The 20,131-nt window shown below is 71.9% G+C and carries 15 protein-coding genes; 9 read left to right on the top strand and 6 right to left on the bottom strand.

Annotated features, from left to right (window positions below):
- Window positions 1–21: 21 nt before the first annotated feature.
- Window positions 22–1,422, top strand: a complete 1,401-nt coding sequence (locus tag GA0070624_RS17660; RefSeq protein WP_091342526.1) for an MBL fold metallo-hydrolase — start codon at window positions 22–24, stop codon at window positions 1,420–1,422.
- Between the two features lie 38 nt (window positions 1,423–1,460).
- On the opposite strand, the gene GA0070624_RS17655 is transcribed toward GA0070624_RS17660, so the two are convergent.
- Complete coding sequence (locus tag GA0070624_RS17655) at window positions 1,461–2,048, bottom strand: TetR/AcrR family transcriptional regulator (protein WP_091342524.1); 588 nt, start codon at window positions 2,046–2,048, stop codon at window positions 1,461–1,463.
- Window positions 2,049–2,095: 47 nt separating this feature from the next.
- Between GA0070624_RS17655 and GA0070624_RS17650 the strand changes: the two genes are divergently transcribed.
- On the top strand, window positions 2,096–2,692 hold the full coding sequence (locus GA0070624_RS17650; protein WP_091342522.1) for a GNAT family N-acetyltransferase: 597 nt from the start codon (window positions 2,096–2,098) through the stop codon (window positions 2,690–2,692).
- Window positions 2,682–3,107: a DUF4440 domain-containing protein gene (locus GA0070624_RS17645; protein ID WP_091342519.1), complete on the top strand. Its 426-nt coding sequence runs from the start codon at window positions 2,682–2,684 to the stop codon at window positions 3,105–3,107. Before GA0070624_RS17650 ends, GA0070624_RS17645 begins: the two co-directional genes overlap by 11 nt.
- Window positions 3,108–3,124: 17 nt before the next feature.
- Here GA0070624_RS17645 and GA0070624_RS17640 read toward each other — a convergent pair whose 3' ends face one another.
- The 4 genes from GA0070624_RS17640 to GA0070624_RS17625 form a co-directional block, all read right to left on the bottom strand.
- Window positions 3,125–4,711, bottom strand: coding sequence for an IS200/IS605 family accessory protein TnpB-related protein (locus GA0070624_RS17640; protein ID WP_218105189.1), 1,587 nt, complete (start codon window positions 4,709–4,711; stop codon window positions 3,125–3,127).
- Entirely contained in the window at window positions 4,704–5,279 is a 576-nt protein-coding gene (locus GA0070624_RS17635; protein WP_091342517.1) for an IS607 family transposase, read from the bottom strand. Before GA0070624_RS17635 ends, GA0070624_RS17640 begins: the two co-directional genes overlap by 8 nt.
- Window positions 5,280–5,462: 183 nt before the next feature.
- Complete coding sequence (locus tag GA0070624_RS17630; protein ID WP_091342514.1) at window positions 5,463–6,377, bottom strand: DMT family transporter; 915 nt, start codon at window positions 6,375–6,377, stop codon at window positions 5,463–5,465.
- 273 nt (window positions 6,378–6,650) lie between these two features.
- Entirely contained in the window at window positions 6,651–7,664 is a 1,014-nt protein-coding gene (locus GA0070624_RS17625; protein ID WP_091342511.1) for a zinc-binding dehydrogenase, read from the bottom strand.
- Between the two features lie 162 nt (window positions 7,665–7,826).
- On the opposite strand from GA0070624_RS17625, the gene GA0070624_RS17620 reads away from it, so the two are divergent.
- A complete protein-coding gene (locus tag GA0070624_RS17620) occupies window positions 7,827–8,540 on the top strand; it encodes a polyamine aminopropyltransferase (RefSeq protein WP_091342508.1) in 714 nt (237 codons plus the stop codon).
- A 103-nt stretch (window positions 8,541–8,643) separates the two neighbouring features.
- On the opposite strand, the gene GA0070624_RS17615 is transcribed toward GA0070624_RS17620, so the two are convergent.
- On the bottom strand, window positions 8,644–11,880 hold the full coding sequence (locus GA0070624_RS17615) for a heavy metal translocating P-type ATPase (RefSeq protein ID WP_091342503.1): 3,237 nt from the start codon (window positions 11,878–11,880) through the stop codon (window positions 8,644–8,646).
- A gap of 218 nt (window positions 11,881–12,098) precedes the next feature.
- Between GA0070624_RS17615 and GA0070624_RS17610 the strand changes: the two genes are divergently transcribed.
- From GA0070624_RS17610 to GA0070624_RS17590, 5 genes are all read left to right on the top strand, one after another.
- Window positions 12,099–12,296 carry a heavy-metal-associated domain-containing protein gene (locus tag GA0070624_RS17610; protein WP_091342501.1) on the top strand — a complete coding sequence of 66 codons (198 nt, stop codon included), beginning with the start codon at window positions 12,099–12,101 and terminating at the stop codon, window positions 12,294–12,296.
- A 33-nt stretch (window positions 12,297–12,329) separates the two neighbouring features.
- Window positions 12,330–13,406: a flavin-containing monooxygenase gene (locus GA0070624_RS17605; protein WP_091342498.1), complete on the top strand. Its 1,077-nt coding sequence runs from the start codon at window positions 12,330–12,332 to the stop codon at window positions 13,404–13,406.
- 172 nt (window positions 13,407–13,578) lie between these two features.
- Window positions 13,579–16,623, top strand: a complete 3,045-nt coding sequence (locus GA0070624_RS17600; RefSeq protein WP_176731749.1) for an AfsR/SARP family transcriptional regulator — start codon at window positions 13,579–13,581, stop codon at window positions 16,621–16,623.
- 341 nt (window positions 16,624–16,964) lie between these two features.
- Window positions 16,965–18,827, top strand: a complete 1,863-nt coding sequence (locus GA0070624_RS17595; protein ID WP_176731748.1) for a gamma-glutamyltransferase family protein — start codon at window positions 16,965–16,967, stop codon at window positions 18,825–18,827.
- Window positions 18,828–18,885: 58 nt separating this feature from the next.
- Window positions 18,886–20,055 carry a CapA family protein gene (locus tag GA0070624_RS17590; RefSeq protein WP_091342492.1) on the top strand — a complete coding sequence of 390 codons (1,170 nt, stop codon included), beginning with the start codon at window positions 18,886–18,888 and terminating at the stop codon, window positions 20,053–20,055.
- Window positions 20,056–20,131 lie beyond the last annotated feature (76 nt).

Raw genomic sequence — 20,131 nt, 5'->3', positions numbered from 1 at the left:
GAGGAGGAAAGGGAGTGAGTCATGGCAGTCGAGGTGCCCGTCGTCGCGACGTCCTCGCTCGGCGACCGCAGCTACCTCGCCTCCGACGGGCAGGTGGCGATCGTGGTCGACCCGCAGCGGGACATCGACCGGGTCATGTGCCTCGCCGGCGAGCGGGGCGTGCGGATCACCCACGTGGTGGAGACGCACCTGCACAACGACTACGTCTCGGGCGGGCTCGAACTGGCCCGGATCACCGGCGCCCACTACCTGATGGCCGCTGCCGACGAGGTCGGGTTCGCCCGGATGCCGGTCTCCGACGGCGACGAGGTGCCGGTCTCGGCCGCCATGCGCCTCCGGGCGGTCGCCACGCCGGGTCACACCTTCCACCACCTGTCGTACGTCCTCGACGGGGCCACCGACGGGGTCTGGCATCCGGCGGGTGTCTTCACCGGCGGGTCGCTGCTGTTCGGCACGACCGGGCGCACGGACCTGCTCGGCGCGGAGCACGCCCGCCAGCTTGCCCACCACCAGCACGCCTCGGCGAAGCGGCTGGCCGACCTGCTGCCCGACGGGACGCAGGTGTGGCCGACGCACGGTTTCGGCAGCTTCTGCGCGGCCGGCCAGGCCGACGTCTCCGACTCGACCATCGGGCGGGAGAGGCAGGCGAACCCGGTGCTGCGGCTCGCCGCGGACGAGTTCGTGACCGAGACCCTGGCCGGTCTGGACGCCTACCCGGCGTACTACGCCCACGTCGACGTCATCAACGCCGCCGGGCCCGCACCGGTGGACCTCACCCCGGTGACCCGGGCGGACGCCGCACAGCTGCGCCAGCGGATCGCCGACGGTGAGTGGGTCGTGGACCTGCGGCAGCGCACGGCGTACGGCGCCGCGCATCTGGCCGGCACCGTCAGCCTCGGCCTCGACGGCCCGATGTCGACCTGGCTCGGCTGGCTGATCGACTGGGGCGCGCCGATCACGCTGCTCGCCGAGACGCCGGAGCAGGTCGCCGACGCCCAGCGGGAGCTGGCCCGGATCGGCATCGACCGACCGGCCGCGCAGGCCACCGGCGGCCCCGCGCAGTGGGCGGCCGAGCCCGGCCAGCTCCGCGAGATGCGATTCACGGACTTCCCGGCGCTGGCTGCGGCCCGCGCGGGCCACACGCCTGCCGGCGTGCCCGGTCCGGACGTGGTCCTCGACGTGCGGATGACCAGCGAGTGGCGCTCCGGCCACATCGAGGGCGCCGTCCACATCCCGCTGTACGACCTGCCCGAGCGGCTCGCCGAGGTGCCGGCGGGGGCCGTCTGGGTGCACTGCAGCTCCGGTTACCGTTCCACCGCGGCGGCGTCGCTGCTGGCGAACACCGGCCGCGAGGTGGTCGTGATCAACGACAAGTTCGACCGGGCCGAGGCGGTCGGCGTCGCCATGGCCGAGAACACCTGACCGGCCAGGTCCGTGCTGGGACAGTGAACCGTCGCGGCTCAGCGGGCGAGTGCTGTGAGGAAGTCGTCGACGAGTTGGGTCTGCGTCGCGGCCGGCAGCCGCTCGGGGTCGAACAGTGCCTGTACCACCAGGCCGTGGGTGAATGCCAGCACGCTCGTGGCAAGCCGGCCTGCGTCGCCGTCGGGCAGCTCGCCCAGCCGTTGGGCTTCCTCGATGGAGGTACGCAGGCCGGTGCGGATGCGTTCGTAGCGAAGGCTCTGCGCGGCGAACAGGTCCGGATCGGACAGCGCGACGTCCCAGGAGCCGACCCAGATCCGGTTCATCGCCGCCGCGTCGGGGGTCAGCGGGAGGATGTTGATCATCTGGGTGCGCAGCGCCGCCAGTCCGGGTGCGGGAGCGGCCTGCCGTGGGCGTTGCGCTGTGCGTACCTCGAGGATGTCGAGGGCGTGGGCGATCAGCTCGCGCTTGCCCGCGAAGTAGTGGGTGACCAGTCCGGTCGAGGACCCCAGGGCCGCCGCCACGGCGCGCATCGTGAGGCCGCCGAAGCCATGCTCGGCCAGGACCTGCCAAACCGCCTCCGAGACGTCCCGGCGACGGGAGTCATGGTCGGTACGTGCGGGGCTCATGATCTGCTAGCGTACATGCCAAACGTTTGTTACGTACGGAGGCTGTGATGTTCGCGCTGCCCCTCGCCGACTCGGCCGTGCTGCGCCCGCTGGAACCGTGGCAGGCCGAGGAGTTCCTCGCCTACCTCGACCGGGCGCGCGAGCACATCGCGCCATGGGTATCGCCCTCGTTCGTCGCCCGCGACCTCGCCGAGGCTCGCGCGGTCCTGCAGCGTTACGCGGACAAGCGAGCTCAGGACGGCGGCGGCATCTGGGGGATCTGGCTGGACGGCTCGCTGGTCGGCGGCGTCATGTTCGTCTCCTTCGACGCCACACTCGGCGTCTGCGAAGCGGGCTGCTGGCTGGAGCCCGGCGCGCAGGGCCGCGGGCTGATCACCCGCGCCGCAGGACGGATCATCGACTGGGCCGTCGAGGAACGCGGCATCGTCCGCGTCGAGTGGCGTACCAACGCGCGCAACGAGCGCAGCATCGCGGTCGCGCAGCGACTGGGAATGAGCCGCGACGGAACGCTGCGGCAGGTCTACCCGGGCGGCGCGGGCGGACGGATCGACCTCGAGATCTGGTCGGTGCTGGCCGACGAGTGGCGGTCCCGCTGCGCCGCCCGGCTGAACCTTCTCGGGGCCGAGGAGCATCATGTCCGCTGATGTGAAGGCCGAACTCGACGGCCTGATGGCCACCTTCCTGGGCGCCTTCGCCAACCCGGGCGGCACCAGACCGAACGTCGAGGCGATCTACGAGGTGTTCATTCCCGAGGGGATGATCATCAAGAACGTCGGCGCGGCCCCGGTGATCTACGATCTGCACCAGTTCGTCGAACCTCGGGAGAAGATCCTCACCGACGGCACGCTGACCGAGTTCCGGGAGTGGGAGACCTCGGAGGCCACCGAGATCTACGGCTCGATCGCCCACCGGTTCAGCGAGTACCGCAAGTCCGGTTACCTTCATGGCGAGTGGTTCGAGGGCCGGGGCATGAAGACGACCCAGTTCGTCAAAACCCCGTCGGGTTGGAAAATGAGCTCGCTGGCCTGGGACGATGAGCCAACCGTTCCTAAGGACTGAGCGTGGGTTGGACAGGCTCAGCCGCGTGCCCCGAGCGGTGTTGGGCGCGCTGGTCGTCCCGCGTTCGCTCCGCATCCAGCGCCATCGGATCGTGTCCGTGGTCCGGGAATGTGGGGGCGGGTTCCCTCACGGCCTCGGGCACCGGGTCCGGCCTGGGCGGTCCGATGCCCGCGACGATCACTCTGGTCGTCGCGGGGCGGTGCCGTCCGTCGCCGGATCGGGTGCCCGAGGGCGCGTCGTCCAATCGCGACGCCAGCGGCGTCGTGACGGGTGGTCTTGCGGTTGGTGCTGGTCAGGGGGCGCTGCCAATGCTGGGCACCCCACTGTGAGGTGTAGGCGGGATCGACAGCGACGACGGTGATGCCCAACTCGGCCGCCATGCTGACGAGCCGGGACCGCAGCTTGGCCACTGGCATGCCGCAGATGAGCTTGCGGAACCGCTTGCGGCGGCCGTGCTTCTCCCGCGTCTTCTGCGCTGCGAAGTCGAGGTCTTCGATCGCGATGCTCAGCCCGTGCCGCTTGGCCCAGTGCAGAAGCCGGATCAGGGCGTGCCGCACCTGTGCGTCACGATGGTCGGCGTTGCTGGACAGGTCGTAGCAGAAGCGGCGCGGCTCACCGGCTGGATTGCCGTGCTCGTCCAGGCGCCAGGCGGCGAGATGGTCGGCGTTCGTATCCACACCGATGATCCCGTTCACCCTGGCGGTGGCCAGCGGCATGGGCCGGGCCGCAGGGATCGTCCACGAGGCGGTCAGGTACCAGCGGCACCGGTCCACGTCTTCGTGGATGCGGTATGCCACCGCCCGGTTGGCAGTGACGCGATCGCGCCAGGCATCGCCACGGTGCGGGAACGACACCTTCGCGGCGAGCACGTACCGGCCGTGGCGCGCGTTGGCCAGGTGTGCCAGCGGGGCCGGGAGTTTGATGGACACCTCGCCTTCGCAGGTGACGCGGATTGTCTCGTTCCCGTACCGCTTCCCCGACTCGCCGTCGGCCTGCAGGAACCGCCGTTGCGCCTCCCACCGCTGCCGCCACTCGGCCTCGGTGAGCTGGGCGGCGTCGAGGTTGTGACGGTTGCGCAGCAGCCGCTTCCCGCCCCGCACGACACGGACCCGGCCCGTCTCGCGGTCGTCGCGCTCACGCTCAAGTCGGTCCTGGAGCACATGCAGCCGCCGGGTCTTGACGAACCACTCCTGCGCGGTGCGGTAACCGCCCGGAACCCGCTTGCTGCCCTTCTCGCCGACCGGCAGCGACAGCCGGTGCGCGATCGTCTTGATACCGGCTTCGAGGCCCTGAATGTGGGCAAGCTGAGCGCGGCGCGACAGCGCCCACTGGTCGTGCGTGGCCTTCGTGATCGACCCGGCCCAGCGGGAGGACGACTCCTGCGTCAGGGCACGTTTCCGCTCGGCCCAGGCGTCGGTGTCGTGGTCGAGGCCGGTCGCGCACCGGGCCTTGAGATCCTTCCCGGCAAGCTTGCCGAGATGGTCACCGACCAGCCGCAGAACCTTCTCATCCTCGCCGGTGAGACCCTTGAGCCGGTCGCGGATCGCGACACCGGACGGGCCGAGCGCGACGAACGGCGCATCGATCGGGCGCAGGTCAGCCACGCTGGGCGGCCTCAAGCGCCTTCCGCGCCCGATCACGAGCCGAGCCGCGGCCGTACAGGCCAGCGCACAACGAGGTCAACACCTCCACCATGTCCCGCACCAGATCGTCGGCAACCTCGCCGTCATCCAAAACGACCAAGCGGCGGCCATGCGCGGACAATGCGGCCTCAACCAGCTCCACATTCACCCGCCCAAGGCGGTCCTTGTGCTCCACCACCACGGTGCTCACGTCCGGATCGGCCAGGAGACGACGAGCCTTACCGCGGCTGCCGCTCATCCCGGAGCCGATCTCCGCCTCCACACGCACGATGCGGTGACCGGCCTTCACCGCCCACGCCGACAACCGGGCAACCTGGCGCTCCAGGTCAGACTTCTGATCGTGAGAGGACACACGGGCATACAAGCCCAGCCCACCGACAGCTTCCACAGTGGCGTTGGCCTCGACGTTCACCAGTATCGTGCGCGACCCAACACGCTGAGCGGGCACGGGAAGCATCCCGTCACGAAACCAGCGATACGCCGTGTGGGGACTAATCCCCTGCGCCCGCGCCCACTCAGTCAAATTCACCCCAAGACCATAACACCACTCAAGTAACCTCATGCACACTTACACACACTCATCCGAGATGAGGCCGACACCCCCACGCCCGGCACAACAGGTGCTTGAGCGGCACCGAGCGTGTCGACCAAGGCCTCCTGCAGCACCGGCCCCGGGGCCCGGGCAGGTCCTGTCCTGACCGGGCCCCTCTTGTCAGTAGTGCTTGCCGCGGGTGTTCAGCACTATTGCGGTGGTGATCAGCCCGGCGCCGATGAGCCCGGGAGAGCTGAGGCGATCGCCGAGGAACAGCGTTGCCAGGAGCGTGGCGACGAGCGGTTCCAGTAGCGCGATCAGCGCTGCCGTACCGGCCGGGATGGTACGCAGGCCCCGGAAGTACAGGGCGTACGCCACCGCGGTGGGTGCGGTGCCCAGCAGGAGCAGCAACCCCACGGAAGCCGGGGTCGGGACGAAGTCCATGCCGGATGTCACTGTGGCCGCAGGGGCGAGCACGGCCGCGCCGATCGCGAAGCTCACGCCGGTGGCGGCGAGGTCGTCGAGACCGGCGACGGGCCGGGTGCCGATGAAGGTCATAGTGGCGAAGCCGGCTGCAGACAGCAGCGCGAGTCCGGCTCCGGCGAGCTCGCTCGTGGCGGTGAGGGCGCCGGACGGCGTGCCGACGAGCAGGGCCAGGCCGCTGACGGCCAGCGCCACCGTGGCGAGCATCTGCGGGCTGACCCGCCGCCGTCCGGTGATCCATTCGGCGGACAGGACCAAGGCAGGTGCGGCGCCGATGGTGAGTAGGGTGGCGAGGCTGACGTTGGTAAGTGACACTGCGGCGAAGAAGCATGCCTGGAAGACGGCGGCGAGCAGCCCGTTCACGACCATCCGGGCCCAGGCGTGACGGCCGCGTGGCAGCGGTTGCCGGGTCAAACAGAGCGACGCGATGACGAGTGTGCCGCCGACGGCGAGCCGGTAGGCGGCCACAGCCAGCGGTGACAGCCCCGTTTCGTGGGCAAGGCGGCTGCCGGTGGGGCCACCGGTGCCCCACAGCATGCCTGCGAGGACAAGCGACCACAGGCCGGTGGCGGAGCGTCGGGCGGCGGCCACCGGGTGTTCGGAGACAAGCATGAAGAAATCGCTCCTGCGACGAGAGGAATTGGGGTCGCGGAAGCGGGGCGTACCGGACTCAGCGATGCATGAACCGCGCGCCCAGCCGGCACAGGCGGGACACGATGAGCAGAGTCGCCCCGCTCAGGAGCGCGGCGGGGCGATGATGTGGAAGTTCCGGCCCATGATCCGATCGTAATCACGGCCCGTGGACGAGACGAGTTCATTTTCACGAGCGCCGAGCGGACCCATTCTCATGTTCAGGTCGCAAGCGACATTCGAATCCCCGGCGGGTCAGGGGCGCAGGATGATGCGGATGGGGTTGCCCTCCTTGTCGTGGACCCGCCGCACCGCCTCCGCGGCGTCGGTCAGGGGCAGCACGTCGCTGATGGAGGCGGTCAGGTCGAGCCGTCCCTGATTGGCGAGCGCCACCAGCTGATCGACGTGTTCCGCCTCGGAGCCGTAGTGACCGAGCACGGTCTGGCGGCTGTAGTTGAACCGGCTGTCCGAGGGGATGGTGACCGGCTGGTTGGCGATGCCGGTGAGCACCAGCCGGCCGTGCCGGCCGAGCGCGGTCAGCGCCTGCTCGCGTGCGGACCTGACGCCGGCGAAGTCGAACGCGACGTCCAGACCCCGGGCGTTGGTCGCCTCCAGCAGGGCGTCCCGGAAGTCGTCGTCCCTCGGATCCAGGGCCACGTCGGCGCCGAGGGTCAGCGCCCGGTCCCGGGCCGCCGGCAGCGGATCCACGGCGATGACCGGCGCCGCGCCGACCAGCAGCAGCAGTTGCACCGCGTGCGCGCCGAGGCCCCCGACGCCCCACACCCCGACCGCCTCCGCCGGCCGGGTGCGCGCGGTGTCGATCACCGCCGCCCACGGGGTGGAGACCGCGTCGGGGATGATGCAGGCGTGCTCGAACGGCATGGCGTCGGGGATCAGCACGACGGTGTCCTCGCGGGCCAGCGCGTACTCGGCCCAGCCACCGTCGTAGTCGACGCCCCTGGTCAGCAGGGTGCCGCGCCGGTCGCGCTCGCCCGCCTGGAGCAGCACCCGCTGGCCGGGCTGCCAGTCCTCGACGCCGTCACCGAGGGCGTCGATCACGCCGGCCACCTCGTGGCCGAGGGTCACCACGTCGCCGGGCAGGTACAGCGGGGTCAACGCGCCGTCGATCAGGTGCACATCCGAGAGGCATATTCCGGCAGCCGCCACCCTGATCCTGACCTGCCCCCGATCCGGCTCGGGTATCGGCACCCGCTCCAGCCGCAGCGCCCGCTCCGTCACGTGCAGCCGCGCCGCCAGCATCTCCGCCATCAGGCCACCCCTCTCCGCGACGCCCTCGACCGTGCCGCGTACCCGGACAGGGGCGCGGGATGCCGACGGCAGCGGGAAAAGCCGGGCCGGGCGGATCGCCCGGTGGAGGACGGATGGGCCGGTAACATCCCGTCACGGATACCGGCGGAAAGAGGACCACCCGTGGGCGCTCGATTCGAAGAACTGGCCTGGCGGGAGACCCCGATCGGCGAGATCAGCCTGCGCCGGCGCCGCGACCCGTCGCTCGACGTCGACGTGTACGAGGTGAAGCTCGACGACGAGTTCCTGATGTCCAGCCTCTTCCCGGTCGCGGAGATCGAACTCGCCCGGCTCGGGCTGGCGCCGCTGACCGGGAACGGCTTGGACGTGGTGGTGGGCGGCCTCGGACTCGGCTACACGGCACGGACCGCGCTGGAGGACCCGCGGGTCCGCTCGCTGGTCGTGGTGGAGGCGATCGAGGACGTGATCGACTGGCACCAGCGGGACCTGCTCCCCTTCGCCGCCGGGCTGGCCACCGATCCGCGTACCCGGTTCGTCCGGGCCGATTTCTTCGCGGCCATCGCGGACGGCAGCGGCTTCGACCCCGACCAACCGGGGCGACGGTTCCACGCCGTGCTGCTCGACGTGGACCACTCCCCACGCCAGGTGCTGCACCCGAGCCACGCCGGCTTCTACACCGTGGAGGGGCTGGCCCGGCTCGCCGAGCTCCTGCACCGCGACGGGGTCTTCGCGCTCTGGTCGAACGATCCGCCCGACCCGGAGTTCCAGCGCGTGCTGACCGAGGTCTTCCCGACCTCGGTAGCGCACATCGTCCGGTTTCCCAACCCGTTGCAGCGCCGGGAGTCCGCGAACACCGTCTACGTGGCCCGGCACTGACCCGTCCGGCTCAGTGCCGGGCCGCGGAACCCCGTCTCCGGCGATCCGCCCGGCCAGGGCGATGGCGATCTGCATCGGAGTTCCGTTCTGGAGTGACGGACCATCAGCGGGCGTCGACGGTGAACGGAACGGTGATCACATGGCCGTCGGCGAGGCGGAACTGGCCCCAGAGCCGGTAGTGGCCCGGGCGGGGGAAGTCGACGTGCAGGTCGAGATCCGGCCCGTAGGTCTGCCCGGGGAGGGCGAAGACCGGCCGGCCGTCGGCGTCCTCGGTCTCGGCGTGCTCGTGGGCGAAGCTGTCGCCCGCCGCCGACATGATGACCACATGCCCGGCGGCGGCGAGGTACGGCCGCAGCCCGGTCAGCGGCCGGCCGGTGGCCGTGTCGGCGAAGCGGAAGGTGAACCGGCTGCCGCCGACCTTCGCGGTCCCGTCCAGGGTCACCCGTACGCCGTTGACGACCTGCTGCCGCCCAGATACCGCCGGCGGCTGGTGGATGACCTCGGCGGGGTCGCCGATCACCACGTCGTGCCGCTCCAGCACGTCGGTCAGCTCGCCCTTCCGGCGAAACTCCGTGTTGACGATGTACCGGCCGGGGGTGGGGAAGGTGAGCGTCACGTCGAACTCGCCGGGCCGACCCGCCGGCTGCGGGTGGACGTGGGCGAAGCTGGCCAGGTCGTCGCGGACGGCGATGAGGTGCATCCACGCCTCGTGGCTGCGCCCCACGTCGCGGACCGGTCGGCCGGTCTCGGCGTCGGCGACCCGGATCCGTACGGTGGTGGGCCGGCCGGGCACCACGTCGGCGGGCACCCGGAGGTCGACCCGGACACCGGCGTCGTCGGCGGGCACCGGTTCGGTCTCGGCGGTCATCATGGTGCTCATCTCCGGCCGCATCGGCATGCCGGTGCCCTGCGTCCAGGCCAGCACCCCGTTCATGCCCCGCGCGGCGGCGTCGGTGCGGCTCAGCGCGGTGAAGCCGGCGCCCACGGCCAGCGCGAGCGCGGCCACCCCGGCCAGGTACGCCCACTCGCCGACCCGGGTACGCAGCCGGGGCCGCAGCGCCGCGGCGGTCTCCGGCCGGCGGAAGCGGCGCAGCCGCAGCGCGTTGGTGACCACGCTGACCGAGCTCATCGCCATCGCGGCGGCGGCCAGCGACGGGTCCAGCAGGATGCCCCAGGCCGGGTAGAGCGCCCCGGCGGCCACCGGGATGAGCAGCACGTTGTAGCCGAACGCCCAGCCCAGACCCTGCTTGATCGTGGTGACCGTACGCCGGGACAGCGCGATCGCCGAGACGATGCCGTACAGGTCCCCGCCGACCAGGGTGATGTCGGAGGCGGCGATCGCCACGTCCGTGCCGGTGCCGATGGCGATGCCCAGGTCCGCGCGGGCCAACGCCGGAGCGTCGTTGATTCCGTCGCCGACCATCGCCACCACCGCGCCCCGGTCCTGCAGGGCGGCCACCCGTTCGGCCTTCTCCTCGGGCCGGACGTCGGCGATCACGTGCTCGATGCCGACCTCGTGGGCGACCACCTCGGCGGTGACCCGGTTGTCGCCGGTCAGCATCCACACCTCAAGGCCCAGCGCCCGCAGTTGGGCCACCGCCTCGAGAGACTCGGGCCGCAGGGTGTCGGCCACCCCGACGACCCCGGCGAGCCGGCGGTCGAGGGCGACATAGACGGGGGTGCCACCGGCGGCGGCGACCGCGGTGACCTCACTCGACAGGGCGCCGACCGCGACGTCGTGGCGGCGCATCAGGGCGGCGTTGCCGATGAGCACGGTGCGGCCGTCGACGCGCGCCTCGACGCCGTGTCCCGGCACCGCCTCGAAGGAGCTCGCCGTCGGAACGACGACGTTGCGGGCGCGGGCGTGCCGGACGATCGCCTCACCGAGCGGGTGCTCGGAGCCGATCTCGGCCGCCGCCGCGTACGCCAACAGCTCGTCGGCGTCGGTGCCCTCGGGGGCGTGGACCACCGTCACGTCGGGACGGCCGCGGGTGAGCGTGCCGGTCTTGTCCAGCACCACGGTGGTGACCCGCCGGGCCTGCTCCAGCGCCTCGCCCCCGGAGATGAGGATGCCCAGCTCGGCCGCCTTGCCGGTGCCGACCATGATCGCGGTCGGGGTGGCCAGGCCGAGCGCGCAGGGGCAGGCGATGATGAGCACCGCGATCGCGGTGCCGATGCCCAGGGTCAGCCGTCCGTCGTCGGGCCCGGCCACCGCCCAGACGGCGAAGGTGAGCACGGCCAGCCCGATCACCGCCGGGACGAACCAGGCGGAGACCGTGTCGACCAGCCGCTGCATCGGCGCCTTGGCGCCCTGGGCGTCGCGGACCAGCCGGATGATCTGGGCGAGGGTGGTGTCCTGCCCCACCGCGGTGGCCCGGAGCACCACCGAGCCGGTCCGGTTGACGGTCGAGCCGATGAGCACGTCCCCGACCGCCTTCGACACCGGCATGCTCTCGCCGGTCAGCATGCTTTCGTCCACCGTGGAGGAGCCCTCCGTGACCGTCCCGTCCACCGGCACCTTCTCGCCGGGGCGGACCCGGACCAGGTCGCCGACGACGACGGATTCCACCGGCACCTCGGTCTCGACGCCGTCGCGCAGCACCCGGGCGGTCCGCGGGCGCAGCCCGAGCAGCGCCCCGATCGCCGCACCGGTCTGCCGCCGGGCCCGGGCCTCCATCCAGCGGCCGGTGAGCACCAGCGCGATGACCACCACGGAGATCTCGAAGTAGACGTGCAGCGGCAGGCCGAGCCGCTCGGCCGCCGCCGGCCAGAGGGTGACGAAGGCGCTGTAGGCGTAGGCGACCGTGGTGCCGAGGGCGACCAGCGTGTGCATGTTGACGCCGCCGTGCCGGGCTGCTGCCCAGGCCGACCGGTAGAAGGGCCGACCCGCCCCGAACTGCACCACGGTGGCGATGACCAGCAGCGCCGGCATCAGCCAGTCCATCGCGTCGATGGACAGCGGCAGGTACATCAGGACCATCATGGAAAGGCCGGTGGCCAGAGTGAGCTGCCAGATCCACCTGAGCCGGGTGACCTCCCGCTCCTGCGCCCGCTCCCGCTCGACGTCGCCGGCCGGGCCGGCGGCCGGCGGGGTCGTGCCGTCCCGCGGCTCGTCGCGAGTGCTGGCCGTGTAACCGGCCCGCTCCACGGCGGCGGTCAGCGCCGCGGTGGTCACCCGGGCCGGATCCCAGGTCACGCCGGCGGTCTCGGTGGCCAGGTTGACGGCCGCCCGCTCCACGCCCTCGACCCGGCTCAGCGCCCGCTCCACCCGCCGGACGCAGGACGCACAGGTCATCCCGCCGATGTCCAGCGTGCCGGAGACGACCGTCGGTGTCGTCATCGCACTACTCCTTCCGTACCGGGCGTCGCAGGCGCCCTGGCTGTTCCCGGCCGCCGCTGCGGGCCGGTGTCGCCAACCTCCCGGCCTCCGCTGTCCGCCCGCTGTCCGCGACCCGTCGGCCCGATTGGGCGTACGCGACAGGGCGCGGACAGCGGTCACCGGCACGGTTCGAGCTGCCGGGCCGCCACGGGGCGGCCCACCGTACGAAGGAGTGAACCGTGAACCAGCTCGTGCTCTCCGTGCCGAACATCAGCTGCGGCCGCTGCGTCGAGGCCATCCGGGAGGAGGTCGGCCTCGTGGCCGGCGTCCGCGCCGTCGAGGTGGACCTGGCCACCCGTACCGTCCGGGTCGACGGCGACGCCGACCCGGCCGCCGTACGGGCCGCCATCGGCGAGGCCGGCCATCAGGTCGCCTGACGTCGTCTGACCGGTACGGAGGGAGGCGGACCGATGGACCTGGACACCGTGATCGTCGGCGGCGGTCAGGCCGGGCTGGCGCTCGGTCATTACCTACGGCGCGCCGGGGTGCGATTCGCGATCCTCGACGCGCACAACCGGGTGGGCGATTCCTGGCGGCAGCGCTGGGACTCGCTGACCCTGTTCACCCCGCGCCGCTTCGACGGGCTGCCGGGCCTGCCGTTCCCCGGGGACCCCGACGGCCACCCCAGCAAGGACGAGGTGGCCGACTACCTCGCCCGGTACGCGGCGCACTTCGACCTGCCGGTCCGGCTCGGCTGCGGGGTCACCTCGGTCCGCCCCGGTACGGCGGGTGGCTTCACCGTCGACACGTCGACCGGGACGCTGCGCGCCCGGCGGGTGGTGGTCGCCGCCGGGGCGTTCCACACGCCCCGGATCCCGGAGGTGGCCCGGAAGCTGGCGCCGCGGGTCACCCAGCTGCACAGCAGCCGGTACCGCAACCCCGACCGGCTGCCGGGGCGCGACGTTCTGGTGGTCGGCGGCGGGAACACCGGCGTGCAGATCGCCGGCGAGCTCGCCGACCACGGCCGGCGGGTCGCGCTCGCCGCCCCGACGATCGGCCCGGCGCTGCCGCAACGCTGGCTCGGCCGGGACATCTTCTGGTGGTTCTCCCGCCTGGGCACCATGCGACTCAGCGCCGAGAGCCGGCTGGGCCGCCGGATCGCGGCCCAGAACCCGGTCATCGGCACGGACGTCGATCGGCTGCTGCGTCGGGTGGACCGGGTCGGCCGGGTCGTCGACGCCGAGGGATGCCAGGTGCTGCTGGCCGACGGCGGGCGCCGGCGGGTGGACACGGTGGTCTGGGCCACCGGGTTCCGCCCGCACTACCCCTGGCTGGAGGTGCCGGTGCTGGACGCGTCCGGCGCGCCGGTGCATCGCGAGGGGGTGACCGACTGGCCCGGCCTGTACCTCCTCGGCCTGCCCTGGCAACGCACCCGCGGCTCGGCGGTGCTGGGCTGGGTCGGCCGGGACGCCCAGGTGCTGGCCGCCCGGCTGGCCGACGACCGGCGGCTGGCCCCGGCCCGACCCGCGCCGGCGGTCCCGGCCTGATCCGGCCCCGAGCGGGAGGCGGCGTCGCACCCGGCAGGCCTCGGCGGCGGGCAGCTCACCGCCTTTCGGAGGATCGGCTGAGGGCCGATCGGGACGTACCATGGGCCCGCCCGGGCAGCCACCCGGCGATCGGAGCGGGCCCCAGGGCCGACGCCGCAGCGACGGGAGTGCGATGAGCCGGGACAGCGGGCCCACCACGCAGGTGAGCTTCGGTGTGCTCGGCACGGTCGAGCTCCAGGTGGCCGGCCGACCCGCCACGCTCGCCCCGGCGGTCCGCGCGCTGCTGGCCCGGCTGGTCCTCGCCGCGGGCCGGGTGGTCTCCGCGGACGCGCTGACCGACGCGCTCTGGGGCGACCAGCCCCCGGCCGACGCCACGAACGCGCTGCAGCTACGGGTGTCCAAGCTGCGCCGGGCGCTGGTGACCGCCGGGGCGGGCGGCGACCTGCTGGTCACCCGCGCCCCCGGCTACCAGCTCGTCGTCGGCGCGGACGCGGTGGACGCGTACCGCTTCGAACGGCTGCTGGAACGGGCCCGTACCGCGACCACCGGCGACGGGCCCGCCCCGGCGCTGGCGTGCTTCGACGAGGCGCTGCGGCTGTGGCGCGGACCGGCCCTGGCCGACGTCGGCGAGGCCGCGTGGGCGCTGGCCGAGGCCGCCCGCCTGGAGGAACTGCGCCTGGGCGCGGTGGAGGACCGGCTGGAGCTGCTGCTGGAGGCCGGTCGGCAGGCCGAGGCGGTGGCCGACCTGGAACGCCTGGTCGCCGCCCACCCGCTGCGCGAGCGGCTGCACCGGCTGCTGATGCTGGCGCTCTACCGGGGCGGGCGGCAGGCGGACGCGATCACCGCGTACCACGCGCTGCGGCACCGCCTCGCCGACGAGCTGGGCATCGACCCGGCACCCGAACTTCAGGCGCTCGCCGAGGCGATCCTGCGGCAGCAGGTGCCCTCCCCGGCGTCGACGGCGGCCGCTGCGCCGGCGTCGGAAACCACCGAAGCCCCTGCGCCGGTGGCTCGTCCCGCCGACCGACCCGCCACGACGCTGACCCGCCCGGCGGCCGCGCGGATCCCCGCCCCCCGGACGCAGCGGAGCGACCTGCCTCGCCGGCTCTCCTCGGTCATCGGTCGCCACGAGGACGTGCACCGCGTGTTGGACCGGCTGCTGGAGGCGCGGGTGGTGACGCTGACCGGCCCTGGCGGCGTCGGCAAGACGACGCTCGCCCTCGAGGCGGTGCGCCGCGTCGACGACACCCTGGCCGACCGGGTGCACCTGGTCCGCCTGGCCGCCCTGCCGAGCGGAACCGATCTCCCGGAGGCGGTCGCCGGCCAGCTCGGCGTGGCCGCCCGCGGACCGGGGCCGGCCGCGACCGCGGCGCTGGTCGCCTGGCTCGGCGCCGACCGGACGCTGCTGATGGTCGACAACTGCGAACACGTCATCGACGAGGCGGCAGAGCTGATCGAGGAGCTCGTCGCGGCCTGCCCGGCGCTGACCGTGCTGACCACCAGCCGGGAGGCGCTGGCCGTACCCGGTGAGACCCAGCTGGCGGTGGCGCCGCTGGGCGTACCCGAGGGGCCGGCCGATGTCGCGCGACTCGGCGACAGCCCGGCGGTGGCCCTTTTCGTCGATCGCGCGCGGGCGGTGCGCCCCGGCTTCGTCCTCGACGAGGCGACCGCGCCGGTGGTGGCGGACATCTGCCGCCAGCTCGACGGCATGCCGCTGGCCATCGAGCTGGCGGCCGCCCGGGTGAAGGCGTTGCCGCCGGCGGAGATCGCGGCCCGGCTGCAAGACCGCTTCGCGCTGCTCACGGCGGGGGCGCGCACCAGCGAGGCCCGGCACCGGACGCTGCGTGCCACCCTCGACTGGAGCCACGACCTGCTGTCGGAGGCCGAGCGACTGCTGCTGCGCCGGCTGGCGGTGTTCCGGGGCGGCTGGGACCTGGCCGCCGCCGAGCAGGTCTGCGCATTTGACCGCCTGGCCGCGGACGAGGTCCTCGACCTGCTGTTCCGTCTGGTCGACCGCTCCCTCGTGGTGCCCGACCCGACCACCGGGCGGTTCCGGCTGCTGGTCACGATCCGGGAGTACGCCGCCGCCCGGCTCGCCGAGGCCGGCGAGACGGAGGCGGCCCGCGACCGGCACCTCACCCACTTCACCGAGCTTGCCGAGCGGTACGGCCCGCACGCGCGGTCGGACGCCGATGCCTGGGCGCGCCTGACGGAGGAGCACGACAACTTCCGAGCCGCCGTCGACCGTTGCCTGGAACGGACCGACGGCGTCGCCGCCGGCCTGCGGCTGGCGGACGCACTCTTCCTGTTCTGGAACTACGGACCGCGTTACGAGGGGATCCGGGCCCTGACCGCGCTGCTCGCCGCCGGCGAGACCGCACCGGCCGCACGGGCCGCCGCCCTGCAGCGGATCGGGCAGCTCGGCGTCTACTACCCCACGGCACAGACCCGGGCCGCCGGGCGGGAGAGCGTGGTGGAGTTCGAGCGCCTCGGCGACCGGGTCAACACGGCGATGTCGCGGCTCATCGTGGCCTGGGAGGGCCAGTACGACGGTGACGCGGACCGGTACCGGGCGATGGTCGCCCAGGCCTGCCGCGAAATGGGCGACACCGACGACCCCTGGTGGCACGGGACGATCTGCTACGTCGAAGGGCTGCTGGACCTACGGACGGGTGCCTTCGAGCGGTCCGCCGAACAGTGGACGCGCAGCCTCGAGTGGACCCGGAAGGCTGGGGACCGCCTTCTGCCCGCCGGGATCCTGGCGCACCTCGGCATCGCGCTGCGCGAGGCCGGCCGGCACGACGAGGCGGTCTCCACACTGGAGGAAGCGGCCGCCGAAGCCCGGATGAACCCCTCGCCGCACGCGCTGGCCTTCACCCTCGTTCAGCTCGCGCACACGCTGCTGGACCGGGGCGAGGTCGAGGGGGTGCCGGCGATGCTCGCCGAGGCGGCCGAGACCGCCCGCCGCAGCGGCAACCCGCGCTGCCAGGCCTGGGCAGCCTGGGGCCGGGCCCGGATCGCGTACGCCGACGGCGACGCGGTCACCGCCGCGGACGAGTGCCGCCGGGCCGTGGAGCTGCTGGAGGATCGCGAGTTCCCGTGGGCCCGGCTCCGGCTCTGGTCCTTGGCCGCCGAGGCGGCGGCCGCCGCCGGGCGGGGGCAGGAGGCCGACGCTGCCCGACGGGCGGCGGCGGGCCTGGAAGGGGCCGGGCGCTAAGCAGCCCGACTTCCCACGGCTCTCACCTGCGACACATTCGTCTCGGCAGCCACGACTTCTCGCGATGTCCTGCGACGTCGTACAGCCCCGAACGATGATACCGGTGTCAGCTCTTGCCTCGACGCGATGAGCCGACGAATACGCACGCCTGAAACCGATTTGCTAACCGCCACACGGGGGCCGGTGGCCCGACAGCGGTTAGAAGAGGGGGTCTGATGCGTACGAGGAAAATCACGGCAACAGGTGGATAGTTTTTGCCGAAGAGCTCTTCTACGTCCAGCTTGGCGCCCCGTTGCCTTATTTCGAGAGGTCTTCGTATGTCCGCACGCAGGCTTCGCTACATGATTCCCGCCCTGGTGGTGATCGGTTTGCTGCCCGCCCCGACAGCGCCGCGCGAAAAGAACACGGTAGCTCCGCCTTCCGATGCCTGCACGGTTCCTCGGGGTAAGAGCGGTCGGGAGCAAGATGCGGTCGCTAAGAAGTTCATGGTTGCGGCCGCCCATCCTCTCGCGGTGGAGGCCGGTTGTCGGATTCTTGCCAAGGGTGGCAGAGCTGCGGATGCGGCGGTGGCCGTCCAGGCCGTCCTCGCTGTTGTGGAGCCACACGCCTCCGGGCTGACTGGTGGCACACTCATCAACTACTGGGATCCTGATAAGCAGCAGCTCCGATTCTTCGACGGCTACTCCAGAGCCCCGATGAGCGTGACCGAGAATCTCAGGACGCCCACGGAGCAGGAGCGCAAGGCACTCCGGACGGATCGCTTCCCGGAGTCGGCCTCGGCCACGGGACGGGCATTCGGGGTTCCCGGCACCCTGCGAGTGCTCTCGGATGTGCACAGCGTGTATGGCACTCTCCCGTGGGATCAGCTCTTCGACGACGCCATCCGGCTGGCCGCGGATGGTTTTCCAATGTCCCCCAACCTGCACGACGGTTTCAAGGAGCGCTTCAACGGGCGGAAGCGGTGCAACTACCCCGACCTGCGCCCCCGTTACTGCAACGGCGACGAGCCGAAGCCGGTGGGGACGAAGCTCTACAACCGTGAGATCGCGGACGTACTGCGGGAGGTTCGGGACCGGGGCGCGGACGCGTTCTACGATCCGAACGGCAAGATCGCCCCGGCAATCGTGCAACACGCGGCCAAGGGCCCGATCAAGCTCAAAGGGAACACCGCGGGGCCGCCGGTCATTCCAAGCCTCATGACGCCGCAGGACTTCGCCGACTACGAACCGGTGGAGCGCACGGAGGTCTGCCGGAAGGCATTCGACGTGCAGGTGTGCACCTCGCCGCCGCCGGCTTTCGGAGGGGTCGCGGTCCTGGAAATGCTCGGCCTGCTCGAACGCGGCCAGGTGGGGAAGACGGACCCCAACTCGGACGACCGCCTCCACCTCTCGATCGAGGCCAGCCGCCTGGCAAACCTCGACCGCCGCGCCTACGTGGGTGACCCGGATTACCATGGCGTGCCGGTGGAGGGGCTGCTCGACCGCCACTATCTCGACCAGCGCTTCTCCCTCTTCTCCACAAAGCGAGCGATCCAGCCGATCGAACCAGGCATCCCTCCGGGGGCGCCCACCCCCACACCCGCTCCCAGCGAGGAACCCGCCACAGTGGACGTCGGCGATCCGACGAGCAACGTGAGCATCGTCGATGCTGACGGCAACGCCGCGTCCATGACCACGACCAACAACAGCCACTTCGGGTCGCACCTCGAGGCGCAGGGGATGATTCTCAACAACGCGATGAACAACTTCACCGACACCTTGTCGGTCTCACCCGGCAAGCCCGTGAACGTCATGGAGCCGAAGAAGCGACCCACGGCCGCGATGGCACCGACGATCGTGCTGGACGGCGAGGGGAAGAAGTTGAAGCTCGTGGTCGGCGCTGCGGGTGGCTCGCACATCCCTGACTATGTGGTCCAAACACTGACCGGGGTGCTCGTCGACGGCATGAGCCCGGCCCAGGCGATCAACCAGGGCCATTTCAGCGGGCAGGACCTCACCCGCAAGTGTGACGGAAAGCGTGGAGCGCCCTCCGAGCTCGAAGCAGGCAGGCGCGCCGCAGTGCGCCTGACCACCCTCGTCGGACGCGAGCACCCTTGCCCCAGGGTCATCGCGCTGAACAGCGGTTCGACCGCGATCGAGGTTCGAGGGAATCAGCTCCTCGGCGCGGCGGACCCGCGCAGGGACGGTGCCGCGGCCGGGGGTTAGCACCTCACCACGAAAGCGGCCGCGCCGTGCCGTCGACCTACGGAGGAGGCCACCCGCGATGCGTGCATTCCCGATCCGCGCCGTGCTCGTCACCGCGCTGGTGGTTGCCCCGGCCGGCGTGTGGGCGCTGCCCAGCGACGTCCTTGGCGAGCGGCTTTCGCCGCAACCCTCGGCGGCTGCTGCGCGACCGGCGGCGGACGCGCCGCGCCACGTCAGCATCCTCGGCTCCGGGGACATCCTGGTGCACCCGCCCACCTGGCGGCAGGCACGGGCCGATGCCGAGGCGGCGGGGCGCCCCGGCTACGACTTCGACCCGATGTTCGCCTCGATCCGTCCGGCGGTCGAATCGGCGGACCTGTCCGTCTGTCACATGGAGGCCCCGATGGGGCCCGGCGAGCCCAAGGATTTTCCGCGCTTCAAGGCCCCTACCGATCTGGCCGCCGCGGTCAAGACCGCCGGCTACGACACCTGCTCCACGGCGAGCAACCACTCCTTGGATCAGGGCGAGCAAGGGGTGTACGACAATCTCAACTCCCTCGACGCTGCCGGTCTGCGCCACACCGGCACCTTCCGCAGCCCGGGGGAACACGACACCCCGACGATCTACCAGGTCAACGGCGTCAAGATCGGTCACCTGTCCTGGTCGAAGGACTTCAATGACCTGCAACCGCCAGCCGGCAAGGCGTGGCTGGCCAACCGCATCGACATCGCCGCGATCCGCGCCGCCGCCGCCACCACCCGCAAGGCCGGCGCGCAGATCATCGTGCTCTCCGTCCACTGGGGCACGGAAAAGATGCACAGCCCCGACGGCGACCAGCTGTCCTGGGCCAGACAGCTCATCGCCGATCCGAACATCGACCTGATCATCGGCCACCACGCCCACGTCGTACAGCCCTTTGAGCGCGTCGGCGACAAATGGATCGCGTACGGGGTCGGAAACACCCTGGCTCGGCACGACTTTCCCAACGACGCCAACCGGGCGGGAGTCCTCGCCAAGTTCACGTTCACCGAGCAGCCGAACCGGCGGTGGGTCGTCACCCGCGCCGAGGCCATCCCCATCTGGCTCTCCCTCAAACCCACCATCCGCGTGGTCGACCTCGCCCGCACCCTCGAGCACCTGCCCGCCGGCGACCGCCGCCGCGGCCCCTATACCGCGGCCGAGGACCGGATCACCGGCAACCTCGACGGCCTGGGCGCCCTCAAGGCGGGGCTACGGGTGACGCGTTGACACGGCTCTTTGCCGGGTTCATCTCGACGGGGTGAGGTTCTCTCACCCCGCCGAGTTCCATGATCGAGCCATACCG

The organism is Micromonospora rhizosphaerae (assembly GCF_900091465.1).
Lineage (GTDB): Bacteria > Actinomycetota > Actinomycetes > Mycobacteriales > Micromonosporaceae > Micromonospora > Micromonospora rhizosphaerae.
Note: the sequence above shows the minus strand (reverse complement) of the source record. Positions and strands in the feature narration are given on the sequence as shown.

What these genes read in the sequence shown, in the direction of transcription:
- GA0070624_RS17660 (WP_091342526.1), top strand. Translation starts at nt 22, where the DNA reads ATGGCAGTCGAGGTGCCCGTCGTCGCGACGTCCTCGCTCGGCGACCGC.
- GA0070624_RS17650 (WP_091342522.1), top strand. Translation starts at nt 2,096, where the DNA reads ATGTTCGCGCTGCCCCTCGCCGACTCGGCCGTGCTGCGCCCGCTGGAA.
- GA0070624_RS17655 (WP_091342524.1), bottom strand. Translation starts at nt 2,048, where the DNA reads ATGAGCCCCGCACGTACCGACCATGACTCCCGTCGCCGGGACGTCTCG.
- GA0070624_RS17645 (WP_091342519.1), top strand. Translation starts at nt 2,682, where the DNA reads ATGTCCGCTGATGTGAAGGCCGAACTCGACGGCCTGATGGCCACCTTC.
- GA0070624_RS17590 (WP_091342492.1), top strand. Translation starts at nt 18,886, where the DNA reads ATGCGTGCATTCCCGATCCGCGCCGTGCTCGTCACCGCGCTGGTGGTT.
- GA0070624_RS17625 (WP_091342511.1), bottom strand. Translation starts at nt 7,664, where the DNA reads ATGGCGGAGATGCTGGCGGCGCGGCTGCACGTGACGGAGCGGGCGCTG.
- GA0070624_RS17630 (WP_091342514.1), bottom strand. Translation starts at nt 6,377, where the DNA reads ATGCTTGTCTCCGAACACCCGGTGGCCGCCGCCCGACGCTCCGCCACC.
- GA0070624_RS17595 (WP_176731748.1), top strand. Translation starts at nt 16,965, where the DNA reads ATGATTCCCGCCCTGGTGGTGATCGGTTTGCTGCCCGCCCCGACAGCG.
- GA0070624_RS17600 (WP_176731749.1), top strand. Translation starts at nt 13,579, where the DNA reads ATGAGCCGGGACAGCGGGCCCACCACGCAGGTGAGCTTCGGTGTGCTC.
- GA0070624_RS17615 (WP_091342503.1), bottom strand. Translation starts at nt 11,880, where the DNA reads ATGACGACACCGACGGTCGTCTCCGGCACGCTGGACATCGGCGGGATG.
- GA0070624_RS17605 (WP_091342498.1), top strand. Translation starts at nt 12,330, where the DNA reads ATGGACCTGGACACCGTGATCGTCGGCGGCGGTCAGGCCGGGCTGGCG.